This window comes from Psychrobacter raelei (assembly GCF_022631235.3).
Classification (GTDB): domain Bacteria; phylum Pseudomonadota; class Gammaproteobacteria; order Pseudomonadales; family Moraxellaceae; genus Psychrobacter; species Psychrobacter raelei.
In genome coordinates this window covers 3042380-3056991 of sequence record NZ_CP093310.2, presented here as the reverse complement: position 1 = coordinate 3056991, position 14612 = coordinate 3042380, and the positions used below count along the sequence as shown (strand labels likewise).

General features: G+C 47.1%; 9 protein-coding genes. 5 read left to right on the top strand and 4 right to left on the bottom strand.

Annotated elements, in window-relative coordinates:
- The first annotated feature begins 97 nt into the window (after positions 1–97).
- Positions 98–2491, top strand: a complete 2394-nt coding sequence (locus tag MN210_RS12820; protein ID WP_338412310.1) for a TonB-dependent receptor plug domain-containing protein — start codon at positions 98–100, stop codon at positions 2489–2491.
- 53 nt (positions 2492–2544) lie between these two features.
- Here MN210_RS12820 and recG read toward each other — a convergent pair whose 3' ends face one another.
- Positions 2545–4788 (bottom strand): ATP-dependent DNA helicase RecG, encoded by a 2244-nt coding sequence (gene recG / locus MN210_RS12815; protein ID WP_338412309.1) that lies wholly within the window; start codon positions 4786–4788, stop codon positions 2545–2547.
- Positions 4789–5086: 298 nt separating this feature from the next.
- On the opposite strand from recG, the gene lnt reads away from it, so the two are divergent.
- The 4 genes from lnt (at position 5087) to MN210_RS12795 (ending at position 11213) form a co-directional block, all read left to right on the top strand.
- Positions 5087–6658 carry an apolipoprotein N-acyltransferase gene (gene lnt / locus MN210_RS12810; protein ID WP_241878756.1) on the top strand — a complete coding sequence of 524 codons (1572 nt, stop codon included), beginning with the start codon at positions 5087–5089 and terminating at the stop codon, positions 6656–6658.
- Positions 6659–6935: 277 nt separating this feature from the next.
- Entirely contained in the window at positions 6936–7370 is a 435-nt protein-coding gene (locus MN210_RS12805; protein ID WP_338412308.1) for a hypothetical protein, read from the top strand.
- A 286-nt stretch (positions 7371–7656) separates the two neighbouring features.
- Complete coding sequence (locus tag MN210_RS12800; protein WP_011961546.1) at positions 7657–9231, top strand: peptide MFS transporter; 1575 nt, start codon at positions 7657–7659, stop codon at positions 9229–9231.
- Between the two features lie 158 nt (positions 9232–9389).
- Positions 9390–11213 (top strand): aminopeptidase P family protein, encoded by a 1824-nt coding sequence (locus tag MN210_RS12795; RefSeq protein ID WP_241878754.1) that lies wholly within the window; start codon positions 9390–9392, stop codon positions 11211–11213.
- 134 nt (positions 11214–11347) lie between these two features.
- On the opposite strand, the gene MN210_RS12790 is transcribed toward MN210_RS12795, so the two are convergent.
- From MN210_RS12790 to MN210_RS12780, 3 genes are all read right to left on the bottom strand, one after another.
- Positions 11348–12892, bottom strand: a complete 1545-nt coding sequence (locus MN210_RS12790) for a phospholipase D family protein (RefSeq protein WP_338412307.1) — start codon at positions 12890–12892, stop codon at positions 11348–11350.
- A 152-nt stretch (positions 12893–13044) separates the two neighbouring features.
- Complete coding sequence (locus tag MN210_RS12785) at positions 13045–13626, bottom strand: dihydrofolate reductase (RefSeq protein ID WP_011961543.1); 582 nt, start codon at positions 13624–13626, stop codon at positions 13045–13047.
- 109 nt (positions 13627–13735) lie between these two features.
- Positions 13736–14596: a thymidylate synthase gene (locus MN210_RS12780; RefSeq protein ID WP_338412306.1), complete on the bottom strand. Its 861-nt coding sequence runs from the start codon at positions 14594–14596 to the stop codon at positions 13736–13738.
- Positions 14597–14612: the final 16 nt, after the last annotated feature.

Here is a 14612-nt window from a genome sequence, read left to right as displayed (position 1 = left end):
AAACGTTATGTTATACTATAACATAACGTTTAAAAAGGTAACAATAACTTACACCGTCTATTCGCCCTATTATTGTTTTTTAAGGTACCCACTAACCATGCAATACCGTTATCTATCCTTGATGATTTTAGTTATTTCTCACTCTTCTTTCGCACAAGATGACATGCCTCACATACCGCCTATTAGTGATAACGACATCACTCGCCCCGAAGTCGTACTGCCGACCATCACCGTAAAATCAGCAGCCAGTCCAGTTTCTAGCCACACGGTCACGATACAAGATCAACAGATTGATACGCATACATTAGGCGAGGCGTTAGAGAAAGTATCAGGGGTTCACTCTGGCAGCTTTGGCCCACACTCAGGCTCGCCTATTATTCGCGGATTACAAGGCAATCGCGTTAGTATCAGTGAAGATGGTACGAACGTTAATGGGCTCAATGCCATCAGTCCAGCGACCAACTTGCTGTTTGATCCGGTATTTAGCCACCAGATTACAGTGAATAAAAACAACTCAGTGATCGAATCAGGCGGGCGTGCCATCGGCGGCAGTGTGGACATTGACAGTGGATTAATCTCGCGGCAAATAGAGGACAAACCTCAAAATCTTACGCTGGCTATTAAGGATGGAACCAATGCCCCTCGCTCACAGGGTATAAAAGCCAATATGAATAACGAGGACAACCTAAGCATTAATCTGTTGTACTCGGCGCAGCGCCAAGGGCATTACGATATTCCTGGTGACAGCAAGGCGAAGGTCTGTCAAACAGACTTGGTTCGCAGCAATGAATACGGCTTGGGGGTAGATACAGTATTGGCAGACGCCTGCCAAAAGCATGTGGAAAAAACCACTATCTTTAACCCCAAATCAAGACAGTATTTTTATACCGATTATGTTGACCCAAGCACGCTTGAATATACGCAGACCTATTATGACTATGGCTTATCGCCAGGGGATGTTTATACCAATTATGGCGGTTATGGTACGGCAGAGAACCCGCAATACGAGCCAGATCAGCCCGAATATGCTGAGCGGATTAGCAAGATTAACGATGTGACAGAAAACTATCACAATAAGCTTGGGAACAGCCATTTAGACAACCGCCGTTTGGGGGTATCAGGCAGTTATTTTTTTGATAATGTCTATGTTGCTGCTGCTTTGGATAATAAAACCAGCCGTTACGGCTTGCCTGGGTTCTCAATGTCCAATCTCAATTACAATCAAGATTACACCGAAAATGTCCCAGTACAAATCGATGCGGAGCAGACGAAGTATTTGCTAGAGTCGCAAGTTGACTTGACGTATGACTGGTTAAGTCAGCTCAATGTGAATATGGCCCATATCAAGGAGCGTAATGAGGAGTGGTTGGGTGATGATGTCGCCAATCATTATGACTTTGACACTTATAACGCCACTGTAGTCACTCAGCATCAGCCAAGTCTAGGTAAGCTTGGCGTGCTATCTGGAAAGCTGGGCGCTGAGTTGTCGTATCGTGATATTAAAGGTAGGGGTGAGCAGCGTTATTTGCCCGATGTCGATACCCAAAAGCAGGCACTGTTTTTAAAAGAAAGTCTGCCGCTAGATTATCTGACATTAGGGGCAGGCTACCGCTATGAGAAAGTGACACACAAGATTCAAGGCAGCGATTTTAAACCCTCTAGCAAGTCACCGAATTATGAAAAACTGCTCGATACGGATTTTAATCTAAACAGTTATGAGCTGTCCGCCAGGCTTGATATCAATGACTACTTGGCATTTAATCTGCGTTATGCCAACTCTGAGAGAGCCCCCGAGGTGAATGAGCTGTATGCCAGTCAGGCACACTTTAGCAGTATGGCGCATGAAGAGGGTAATCAGACATTAGATTCAGAAAAGGTCGCCAGTACCGAGCTTAGTGCACTGATTAACTATCAAGATATCGACGTTGTCGCCACCGCGTATCAACATGATTTTGATGGTTATTATTCGCTTAGACCCTCAGGGACGACCTTTTTGGCCAATCGCCTGCCCTTAAAGTATTGGCGACAAATAGATACTAAGGTGAGCGGCTTTGAGATTGATGCAAGCAAGCGATTTGATTTTGATCAGTATGGTGATGTGACGGCGCATCTTTTTGCTGACTTGGTGAAGAATAAGCCCAAAGACGGTGAGACACATGGCGAGTATCTCACCAATATCCCAACCGACCGTTACGGCATTGGTCTTAATTGGCAAAACAACAGCTGGGAGAGTGAGATAAACTTTGTTCACTACGCTAAGCCCAAGTATTTAGGAAAAGAGATTAATACTGAGGTGGCGCTGCCCAGCTATAACATGATGGATGTGAGTATCGCCAAAACCATTAACAGTTGGGCTGATTCTACGGTTAAGCTCTTTGCTAATGCCAGTAACTTATTGGATGAGGAGGCCAGACCACACGCATCGCCTCTAAGATACATTGCTCCATTACCAGGGCGCAGTATCAATGCGGGTATTACGGTTGATTTTTAGGGTTTGGCTAAGTTGGCTAAGTGCTTTAAACCAAGCGCATTAAAGCAAGCCAACTACACATTGGTATATTTGCTCGCCTCAGGCATCCAGCGGTGAATCAGCTGGGTGACCTCCGCCTTACGATCGTCATCATTAATCAGGCGTTTGGCCAAATGACTGGCGATCATTAATAAATTCTCATCACGGGTTAAATCGGACACATAATAGCCAATATTACCGGTTTGACGCTTACCAAGTAGCTCACCTGGGCCACGCAGTTGCAAGTCTTTTTGAGCAATCACAAAGCCATCATTACTGTCACGCAGTACATTTAAACGCTCGATACCGGTTTCTGATAGTGGGGTTTGATATAGCAGCACACAGAAGCTTTTAGTTGAGCCACGCCCAACACGGCCACGCAGCTGATGCAGCTGTGATAATCCCAAACGCTCGGCATTTTCTATTACCATCAATGAGGCATTTGGCACATCGACGCCGACCTCAATCACGGTCGTTGCGACCAATAGATCAAGCTCGGCGTTCTTAAACGCAGCCATAATCTCTTGCTTTTCTTTTGACTTCATTTTGCCGTGTACCATGCCGATACGAATATCCAAACGCTCGCTTAAGTCGGCAAAGGTGGCCTCGGCTGCTTGCGCATTTAAGGTGCTTGAGTCGTCGACCAGTGGGCAGACCCAGTACGCTTGCTTGCCCTCTTTACAGTTAGCGGCGATGCGCTCAATCACTTCATCACGGCGGGCACGGTCAATGGTAACCGTGGTAATCGGGGTACGCCCTGGCGGCAGCTCATCAATAATAGAGGTGTCCATATCGCCATAGGCACTCATCGCCAGCGTACGCGGAATCGGAGTGGCCGTCATAATCAGCTGGTGCGGGGTGCTATTGGCCACGCCTTTGTTGGTCAATGCCATACGCTGCTCAACCCCAAAGCGGTGCTGCTCATCAATAATCGCCAGTCCCAATTTGGCAAACACCACCGCATCTTGAAATAACGCATGGGTACCGACCACAATCTGAACCTCATTCTCGGCGACATCGGCCAGTGCTTCACGGCGCTGCTTAGCGGTTTGCTTACCAGCTAGCCAGCCGACACCAATACCTAGTGGCTCAAACCAAGACTTAAAGTTAATCAGATGCTGTTCGGCTAAAATCTCAGTGGGCGCCATGACCGCCACCTGCCAGCCACTATCAAGGGCATAACAGGCTGCCAATGCCGCGACTAAAGTTTTACCAGCACCGACATCACCTTGTACCAAGCGCAGCATTGGAATAGAGGTCGCCATATCACTGGTAATCTCTTTAATCACTCGGTCTTGCGCACCGGTTAAGCTAAAGGGCAGGTTGGCTAGCAGCTTATCAGCCAGCGGGCTATCACCATCACATTTGGGTGCTTTGTGTTGATGCAGCTGCTTGCGGCGATATAGCATGCTTAATTGGTGTGCGGTCAACTCCTCCACAATCAGCCGCTGGCAGGCAGGGTGAGTGCGCGCTTTTAACTGCTCAAGCTGCGCCGTTTGCAACGTAATATCGGTATGCATCGGTGGGGTATGGATTAAGGTCAATGCCTCAAACAACGTTAAATGCTGCCAACTTGGGGCGCTGTTAGGTGATGGGCTGGTTTGCTGAGATGCTGCCGAGCTGGGCAGGCCATAGCTATTGGTCGGTAGCGGTGCTGGTAGATGGTTCACCGCTTCCCAATCAGAGTCATTAAAGACAGACAACGGTACACCTTGCTGATGAACGGTCTGTAGTGCCAGCTTGACCAAGGTACGTAGTTTGTTTTGATGCAGCCCCTTAACCGCAGGATAAATGGGCTGTAGGCCGGTGTTTACCACAGGCGCGCCGGCCGTCACCATATTGTATTCAGGGTGCGCCATCTGCATGCCGTAGCGGCTGATTTTGACTTCACCAAACAGCCTGAGCCGTGTGCCGAGCGTCATGGTCTGTACCAAGCTTGCATAGACCTTAAAAAAGCGCAGCTGAATGGCGCCAGTGGCATCTTCAATGACCACCGTCATGCCGCCACGTTTGTTATCCACATAAGTGACTTGCCCTTCTATAAGCGCCGACTGCCCGTCTTGTAAGTCGCTGATATTGACCAAACGGCTGCGGTCTTCATAATCACGCGGCAGATGCAGTAGCAAATCAAACAAGCGTGACACACCCAGCTGCTCAAGCTGACCCTCAATTTTACTGCCCACACCAGCCAAAACCTGAACAGGCAAATCGACAGCGGTTTGTCTTTGGTTCACGGGTGTGTGCGAGGCGGGCGTATGAGTGTTTGAGGGGATTGGCATAGTGCGTCTCTCGATTGGCAAAATTTAAGAGCTAGTGATTAAAAATGGGGTAAATCTGTCGCCTTATGGCCCCTTTATCATAAGATTATAGAGGATATTTTACCGGTTCATCAGGGCTTATTATATATACTGTATCTGGGCTAAGATTTTTTGAGTCCAGACTGTTATCATACGCATATTATTGGCTTTATGAATAGTGGTTTTGATAAGCGCTGTTTTTTGCGTTCGCTTTGTGTGAGCTTACCATCTCAATCCGCCAGTTTTTCCCCTTATAAAGATACCCGTTACCGGAGCCGTCATGCGAGCCTCAACCCAACATGTGCAAGACAGATTAAACCAACCTTATGATCACCAGCGCAGCTCACAGTTGCCTATCGGTACAGCAGTGATTGTGGCTTGGCTAGCTGGGGCGATGTTTATGCTGTCTTTGGCGCCCTATGGCTACTGGATTATCGCACTGATTTCCCCCGCTTTACTGTATGCGCTACTGCTTGGTGATATGAGCAATAAGCGTGCTTTTATTATCGGTGAAGCGTATGGCATGGGGCTTTGGTGCGTGGGCGCATTCTGGCTATACACCTCGATCCATGATTATGGTGATGTGCCCATGCCGCTGGCCCTATTGGCCATTGCGGTGATGGGGCTGGGCATGGGGCTATTTCATGGTTTTATGGCGCTGATATTTAACCGCTTTGTCGGTAAGCAGCCGCTGGCCTTTGCTGCGCTTTGGGTGCTGCAAGAGTGGATGAAGACTTGGCTACTGACAGGTTTTCCTTGGCTATTTGTCGGATATGCTTTTACCGAGCAGCACTGGTTGTCATCATTAGCGCCTGTGGCTGGTGTATTTGCCCTCTCTTTTGTGGTTGTTTTACTGGCAGCAAGTTTAGTCGATTTGTTCCGCAAGCGCGGCGGTTATCTGCTGGTTTCGATACTATTTTTAGCGTTAAGTATTGGTTTGTGGTTGACAGATCCGGCGTGGACACAGCCTAAGCCCAATACCCCCAATCTGAAAGTCTCCTTAGTACAAGGTAATATTCCTCAAGATTTAAAGTGGCTTACCGAATACCGCTATAAGACGCTTGAGATTTATGCCAAGCTAAGCAGTACGGAGTGGGACCAGGATATGGTGGTATGGCCAGAGTCCTCTATTCCTATGTTCCAGACAGAAGCTTGGCCATTTATTGCCGAGGTGGTCAAAGTCGCAAAAGACACGGACACCACTTGGGTCACTGGCATTCCTTACAAAGATGAGTCGGCTTATAATCCTGAAACGGACAAATACGCACCGTTTTATAACAGCGTGATTGCGCTTGGCGCTCAGGCTGATGGGCTATATAAAAAGCAAAATCTCGTACCCTTTGGTGAATACATCCCTTTTCAAGGGGCGCTGGATTTATTCCCCAATTTGGCCGGTAGCAATGAAGTATTAAGCTATAGCCGTGGTCCAAAAGACCAATTGCCTCTAAAAGTGCGCGGCCACAATCTTGGAGCTGCCGTGTGCTATGAAGTGGCCTACCCGGATACCACGCGCCGTAATGCCCAAAATACCGACTTTTTATTAACCATCTCCAATGATGCTTGGTTTGGTACTTCAGCGGGCCCCTTGCAGCATTTACAAATGGTGCAAATGCGCTCGCTTGAGACCGGCCGCTGGTTTATGCGTGCGACCAATACCGGAGTGACTGCCATTATTGATCATAAAGGTCGTATTGTGGCACAGGCTCCCCAGTTTGAGCGTACGGTGCTGCGTGGTGAGGTGCAGTCGCGTACCGGCATGACGCCCTATGTTCGCTTTGGTAATTATCCTATTTTGATACTTATTGGGCTGTTTTTAGTGTTAAGCTATCTGGCTAAGCGCGCGCAACAATAAGCGTTAATTAGGATGAATTAATACTTCAATCCTTGAGTGTGATGTGTAAAAATATACTGCTAATCCACAAATAGGATGGGGCGTTTTCACAAAAGGTAGCAAATTGCGATATAATAGCAAGAAACGTGACCGGTTCTGACGGTAATATGGCGCCATAGTGTAGAGATTACAGGGAGTTGACTCATATTAGAGCTTAGCTACTTAGTTTCAAAAAGTACCATATTACAGAGGAACTTACTCTCTTAAACCTTTATCAAATTATACAGATAGGTGACCTATGGCAGATGCAAGCCAAAATAAACCGAAGAAAGAATTTATGTATGCTCTAGTGGGCACTGCTGCTTTTTTGGCTATCGTACTTCTTATTGGTATCTCAGCCTTCTTACGCCCAGCAGGCCATCATGTGGCCCCTGAAGCTGCTGTAGAAGAAACCACTGAAGAAGCCGCGGCACCTGAAGCTGCTGCAGCACCTGCCACAGAAGCCGAAGCTACTGCTGAAGCCGCACCTGCGGACGCTGCTACTGCTGAGGCCGACCCTGCTACTGCCGAGACCGCTACTGCTGAAGCGCCTGCCGCTGGTACCGAAGCTGCACCTGCTGCAGATACCGCTACTACCTCAGACACTAACGCTGAAGCTGAAGCTGCTGCGCCTACAGCTACTGATGCCGCTGAACCTGCTACTGATACAGACACACAAAAGACTGCTCAGTAATTTTTTTAGATAGCTGCTAAACCCTTATAGAACCAGCGTTAAAGCCCGTTCAGTCTTTATGACTGTACGGGCTTTTTTGGGTAGTATTAAAATTTTTTTTCTTTACCCTGCTGTAAGTCCATGAAACAATACTGCAGTTTTTTTTATGAAACTGAAAGTTATCTCCCTATTAACTTTTGATAACCTGAAGACATAAAATTACGCTAACTTCAAAACAGAGTGAGACGATGGCTCTCCCTGATTGTTAGAGTCAGCTTCTCTGTTATAGATCTAAGGAATAGGAATTATGAGTAGTGTAAACTCTCAAAACACAGAGTCTTCTGCTGAATTTAAGGGACTAGACAATGGCTTTATGGGGCATCCCCAGCCGCTACGTTCCTTATTCTTCACCGAAATGTGGGAGCGCTTTTCTTACTACAGTATCCGCCCTTTACTGGTGCTGTTTATGGTGGCCTCTATTAGTAATGGCGGCTTTGGATTCGATGATACCACTGCGACTGCCATATATGGTATTTTTGCCGGAACTTTGTATCTTGCTGCGGTACCAGGTGGCTGGCTTGCTGATAATTGGTTAGGTCAAGAGCGTGCCTTATGGTGGGGAAGTATCATCATTGCGCTGGGCCACTTATGTATCGCTTTGTCTGCCTTATTTGGCATGTCTATGTTTTTTATTGGTCTGGTCTGTATTGTGCTTGGTTCAGGCTTATTTAAAACCTGTATTTCAGTGATGGTCGGCGCTTTATATCCCAAGGGTGACTCGCGCCGTGACGGTGGTTTTACCCTGTTTTATATGGGCATTAACATTGGTGCCTTATTGGCTGCACTGATTGTTGGTGTGTTTAAAGAACAGCAAATGTGGCATGTTGGCTTTGGTGTCGGTGGTTTGGGTATGTTGGTGTCGTTATTGGTATACCGTTTTGCTGCCCGCAAAAACCTAAAGCGTTTTGCGAAAGCCAAAGGCATCACCCCTGAATGGGAAGTGGCCAACGATCAGTATCAAAATGTCGGCCGCTGGGTGGGTCTATTTTTAGCGATTTTAATTGCGCTCATTGTGCTTGTGGCTACTGGTGTTATGCCTTTTAACCCCAGTCTGGTTGCCGAATACATGACCTATGTTATTGCCGCCACTGTGCTGCTGTATTTTGGTTATATGTTTGTCTCCCCTAAGCTTGATAAGACCGATAAGCTGCGTTTGCTGATTTGTTTTATTTTAATCATCGGCTCAACGTTATTCTGGTCAAGCTTTGAGCAGCAGCCCACTTCATTTAACTTGTTTGCCGATCGTTATACCGATCTTAATGTCATGGGCTTTGATGTACCAAGCATTTGGTTCCAGTCATTAAACCCCATCTTTATCCTAATGCTGGCGCCCATTGTGAGTATCATTTGGGTGTGGTTAGGTAAGCGTAATCTTGAACCTAACAGTATGGCCAAGTTCTCTTTGGGTATGCTATTGGCGGCAGCAGGGTTTGGTTTGATGACGATGGCCTCTAAACTGGTGGTCGCTAATCCAGACACTCTAGTATCGCCTTTGTGGCTCACAGGCAGTTTGTTGTTATTAACTTTGGGTGAGTTGGCATTAAGTCCTGTCGGCTTATCTTCAATGACTAAGCTTGCCCCAAAAGGCATGCAAGGTCAAATGATGGGTCTGTTCTTCACTTCTGTGGCCATGGGTAACTTAGTTGCTGCCTTCTTTGGCGGTCATGTGTCAGCAGATACCATTGATGGCTTGCCTGGCCTGTTTACCACCATGACCATCTTCTTGGTAGTGACCGCTTTAATCTTGCTGGCTTTATCAAAACCGGTCAGAGCCATGTTAGACCGCAGTGAAGCGGAAGATGAACGCCGCAATGCTGTTTAAATAAGCTTTAGATTCATGGTAAGCTTTTAAGCTGCTTACTAACTGAAAACGGTTCAACAAATCAAACGTGTTACCATAATCTGGTAGCACGTTTTTCACATTTGAAATTGGCAAAAAAAACCACAATAAAAAACACACCATTTATCCCGAGGAACATTATGAGTAAGTCTGTCATCCAAGAGCGTATCCATCAATTACGCCAAGTTCTAAAAAATAACGAAATCAGCGCCCTGATCATCCCATCGGCTGATCCTCATTTATCTGAGTATCTGCCTGAGTATTGGCAGGGTCGTCAGTGGCTATCGGGCTTTACAGGCTCTGTGGGTACTTTGGTTGTGACTCATGACTTTGCAGGTCTGTGGGCGGACAGCCGTTATTGGGTACAAGCAGCGGCACAATTAGAGGGGACTGGTATTACCCTACAAAAACTACAGCCAGGCTCTCCTAATCACGCCCAGTGGCTGGGTGAGTATTTAAAGGCCGGCGATAGTGTGGCCATCGATGGCAATGTGTTGTCACTGGCTGAACAAGATCGCCTGTTAGATGCTTTCGATGAGGCGGCTGAAAGTGAAGAGGAGGGTATCCGTCTGGTCACTGAGCTGGATTTATTAGGCGAGATTTGGCAAGACCGTCCGGCGCTGCCTGTGGCTCAGCTTTATGCCCATGATGCGCAGTTTGTGTCACAGTCGGCGCAAGAGAAGCTGGCCGAAGTGCGGGCACATATGGCGCAAATTGGCGCCACCCATCATCTCATCTCAAGCTTAGATGATATTGCATGGCTGACCAACTTACGTGGCAGTGATGTCGATTACAACCCTGTATTTTTGGCACACATGATAGTCACTGCAGATAAGGCAACGCTTTATATTGACAATGCCAAGGTGGGCGAGGATATCGCCAAATTATTAAGTGACGCCGGTATTAGCGTGGCAGATTATGATCAAGTTCAAAGTGCTTTAAGTGAGCTAACGCCAGAGGATTTATTGTTATTAGATCCCAATAAGGTGGCAGTAGGCACCTTAAATGACTTAGGCGATGACATTGCTATGATTGAGCAAGTTGCGCCAAGCACATTGCTAAAATCCGTCAAGTCTAAAGAGGATATCGAGCATGTGCGTGAGGCCATGCGTCAAGATGGTGCGGCATTGTGTGAGTTCTTTAGCGAGTTTGAAGCACGTCTACATCAAGGCGAACGCTTAAGCGAGCTTGATGTGGACAGTATGTTGATTGATGTGCGTAGCAAACAGCCGCACTATGTATCACCAAGCTTCCCAACCATTGCCGGCTTCAATGAAAATGGGGCGCTGCCACATTACCGTGCCACAGAAGACAAATTTAGCTACCTTGACGGTGATGGACTGTTATTAATTGACTCTGGTGCTCAGTACCAAAACGGCACCACCGACATTACCCGTGTGATTGGTATTGGCCAAGTTAATGAGACGCAAAAACGTGACTTTAGCATGGTGTTAAAAGCACACATTGCCTTAGCCAAAGCCTGTTTCCCAGATGGGATTGCTTCACCACTGATTGATGCGATTTGCCGTGCACCACTGTGGCAAGCCCAAATGGATTACGGTCATGGTACCGGCCATGGTGTTGGCTACTTCTTAAATGTGCATGAAGGCCCGCAGGTCATTGCTTATGCGGCGAGCAACCCACCAGAGCGTGCCATGAAGGTGGGTATGATCTCAAGTAATGAGCCTGGTTTGTACCGTGAAGGCCGCTGGGGTATTCGCATCGAAAACCTAGTGGTGAACCAGCCTGTGCCAACACCGCAAGAGACTGAGTTTGGTCATTATCTAAACTTTGAAACGGTTACGTTATGCCCTATTGATACCCGTTTGATAGAGCCAAGCTTGCTTAACCAAGACGAAATAGAGTGGTTGAACGACTACCACAGCCACGTATTCAATGAGCTAAAAGACCGTGTTTCAGGGGCGGCTTTGGCGTGGCTGACTGAGCGCACAAAAGCCATCTAAACCCTGACTTTATTTGAGGCTGTGGCGTATTGACGTCACGGGACGTATAAAGTAAAAAATCCGCCCAACTTATGTGTTGGGCGGATTTTTTAGGGCTTGTCTTTTACTTCAAGGCTTCAGCCGGTATGTAAGCCCTACAATAGCCACTCAATAGGCAGCAAAGAGCACACCCAAACGCCAAGTCGAGAAAATAGGCTACTGTGTGGCTCGTTATCATACTCGACAGTATTACCGTCATCTAAGGTCTGCCAGTGTAATTTACCTTGCGGGGTTTTGCTCACCTTATAACTGTACTCCATTTGTTTTTGCTTCATATTGTCTGCCAGATAACTTGCCATCTGCTCGCTATCAAACACAAAGCCCATTTCTGTATTTAATGCAGCAGAACGAGGGTCCATATTAAAAGAGCCCACAAACAGCGTTTGATTATCAATAATAAAGGTCTTAGCATGTAAGCTGGCACCACTGCTTTTGAGAATACCGCCATGATTTTTGGTGATAACTGTGGCCTGCGGTTTAAGCTCATATAAGGCGATGCCGGCGCGTAACAGTGGTTTGCGATATTTGGCATAGCCGGCATGTACCGGAATAACATCGGTTGCGGCTAGAGAATTGGTGAGGACGGCGACTTGTTTGCCCTGTTTGGCCAGGCGCTGAAACAGAGCAGTACCTTGCTTGGCGGGTACGAAATAGGGAGAGATTATCAGTAGCTCCTCACGGGTGCCCTGCATTAAGGGAACAAGATGAGCCAGTACCGAGTCCGCCTCTTTCGATTTTTGTAATCCCTTTGCAGGGTCATCACTAATCATCCGTACCTGAGTCCAAATTAGCGGCAATGAGCCTTCACGAAGTTGTTTGACAAAGCTGGACTCTCCCAGCTCTGTTAAGAAAATCTGCGTTTGTTTATCGGTTGCAGGTGTGGTATCAAAAGGCGCGGGGGCGTGTTGCTTAATGATGCTTTGGAGCGGATAAGCAGACTGACTTGCCCAGTAGCGGTCAAAGTCTTGCTCTACATCTTCGGCCACGGGTCCAACAGCCGCCATGTCTAAATCTGCAAACATTACCCCGCTACCAAAGCCAAAATATTCATCACCGACGTTACGCCCGCCCGCTATGGTCACCAGACCATCTGCTGTAAAAGACTTATTGTGCATGCGCCGATTTAGCCTAAAGAAGTCACTAAGATAGCCCAAAGGCCGAAGGGTACGCTGCATAAAGGGGTTAAATAGCCGCACCTCAATATTGGGATGCGCATCGATGCTGGCCAGCAGCGGATCCATGCCGCCAGTGTTATTGTCATCGAGCAACAAACGCACCTGAACTCCGCGCTCAGCGGCTTGGTACAAGCTTTGCAGAAGCAAGTGACCTGTGGTGTCATCATGCCAAATGTAATATTGCACATCTAAGGTGTCTTGTGCAGACGCTGCCAATGCCAATCGGGCCAAAAAGGCCTCGTGGCTGTCATCCAATAAATAAATGCCACTTAAGCCCGGATGCTGCTGCAACAAAGGCAGTAGCCGCTGTGCCAAAAAGCTACTAGGGTCGACTGCTAAATGGCGAGAGGCGGTGTGTGACTGATGGTCAGGCAAGCTTTGATGAGTCACTAGTGCCAAAAGGCTCAAGAGCGCAATGAAACCCACACTAAATAGCAAGATTGTTTTTAACGCCTTTATTAACATAAGGTGGCTCTTTTGAGATAACAGACAGTGTAGTGTGATAAAAGAAGCGGGGCTTGAGTCATAATAGCAAAAGGGTGGTCATAAAAAAGCCCGCTAGAGCATAGCGGGCTTCAGACAATAGCTGTCTATAGAAGCAAACAACTAAAGAAGGGTTAGCCCTTTTTGACCATATAAGTCATAAACTTATAGCTCAGGCCGCTTTTTTCATCAGTAAATGACTCAGACTCTTGAGTGAGTTCAAAGTCTTCGGGTATCTCTGGGTAAAACGCATCGCCGTCTTCGATGTCGGTATCGACAACCGTTAGCTCAATGCGGTCGGTGAACATCATGGCACGTTTAAACACACGCTCGCCGCCGATAACCCAAATAGTTTCAAACTTTAAGCCATGAGCGACGTTGGCTGCATGAGTTAAAGCATCATCCAAGTTATGCACCACATGCACATCTTTAAGACCTTCTAGCCCTTTTTGCTGCGCATAGTCCATTTGAGTGGTGACAATGAAGTTCACTCGTTTTGGCAGCGGCTTTGAGCCCATCGATTCAAAAGTTTTACGGCCCATAATGACAATACCTTTTAGGCCTGTATCTACATAAGCATCGGTCTCAGCGGTGGTCATGGCCTTAAAGTGTTTTAAATCATTGGGGATATGCCAAGGCAAATCATTGCCCTTGCCGATACAGCGGTTGCGGCTAATGGCCACAATTTGGGCAACTTGAGTGTGGGCGTAGCTCATACAAATATCCTTAATCAATAATAACCAATTGTCTGATAAACGGCTTGGCGTATAGCGGCTAAGCTATCTATTTATGCTGTAACTATCTATTGATGCCGCGACGGGCTATTTATACCGCGACGGGTGCTTTAATCGCTGGATGCGACTGATAGCCCTCCACTCGGATATCATCAAAAGTAAAATCAAAAATATCCTTGATGTCAGGGTTGAGCCATAATTTAGGTAACTCATAAGCCTCGCGAGACAGCTGTTCATTGACCTGCTCAATATGGTTTTGATACAAGTGACAATCACCACCTGTCCAAATAAACTCACCCACCTCTAGGTCACAAACTTGAGCAATCATATGTGTTAATAAAGAGTAGCTGGCAATGTTAAAAGGCACTCCTAAAAACAAATCTGCGGAGCGCTGATACAGCTGGCAAGACAGTTTGCCGTCTGCCACAAAGAACTGAAATAATGTATGGCAAGGCGGTAGCGCCACTTGGGTCGCCTCGGCTGGGTTCCAACCGGACACAATCAAACGACGCGAATTGGGGTTGCTCTTAATTTGCTCAATTACCTCAACAACTTGGTCCACCCCATCTTGATTGTAGCGGCCGTCCTCTGCTTTAGTGGCCCCATAATTACGCCACTGATGACCATAGATAGGACCCAGCTCACCCTCAGGGCGACCAAAGCGAGCGGTTTGCTCCGCAGTTGACCATTCGTTCCAAATACGTACCCCATTCTCTTGCAAATATTTGACATGGGTATCGCCTTTTAAAAACCAAAACAGTTCATAAGTAATCGACTTCATGTGCACTTTTTTGGTCGTTAACAGCGGAAAGCCATCTTTTAAATCAAAGCGCAACTGAGCGCCAAAATGACTGCGGGTGCCCGTACCTGTACGGTCTCCCTTCTCGGTACCGTGGTCACGCACATAGCGAATTAAATCAAGATAAGCGGCTTCATTTTTGGAAGTTATCATAGGTCTACAGTCAAAT

Coding starts and splice junctions, on each gene's coding strand:
- MN210_RS12795 (WP_241878754.1), top strand. CDS start 9,390: ATGAGTAAGTCTGTCATCCAAGAGCGTATCCATCAATTACGCCAAGTT.
- recG (WP_338412309.1), bottom strand. CDS start 4,788: ATGCCAATCCCCTCAAACACTCATACGCCCGCCTCGCACACACCCGTG.
- MN210_RS12790 (WP_338412307.1), bottom strand. CDS start 12,892: ATGTTAATAAAGGCGTTAAAAACAATCTTGCTATTTAGTGTGGGTTTC.
- MN210_RS12785 (WP_011961543.1), bottom strand. CDS start 13,626: ATGAGCTACGCCCACACTCAAGTTGCCCAAATTGTGGCCATTAGCCGC.
- MN210_RS12780 (WP_338412306.1), bottom strand. CDS start 14,596: ATGATAACTTCCAAAAATGAAGCCGCTTATCTTGATTTAATTCGCTAT.
- MN210_RS12805 (WP_338412308.1), top strand. CDS start 6,936: ATGGCAGATGCAAGCCAAAATAAACCGAAGAAAGAATTTATGTATGCT.
- lnt (WP_241878756.1), top strand. CDS start 5,087: ATGCGAGCCTCAACCCAACATGTGCAAGACAGATTAAACCAACCTTAT.
- MN210_RS12800 (WP_011961546.1), top strand. CDS start 7,657: ATGAGTAGTGTAAACTCTCAAAACACAGAGTCTTCTGCTGAATTTAAG.
- MN210_RS12820 (WP_338412310.1), top strand. CDS start 98: ATGCAATACCGTTATCTATCCTTGATGATTTTAGTTATTTCTCACTCT.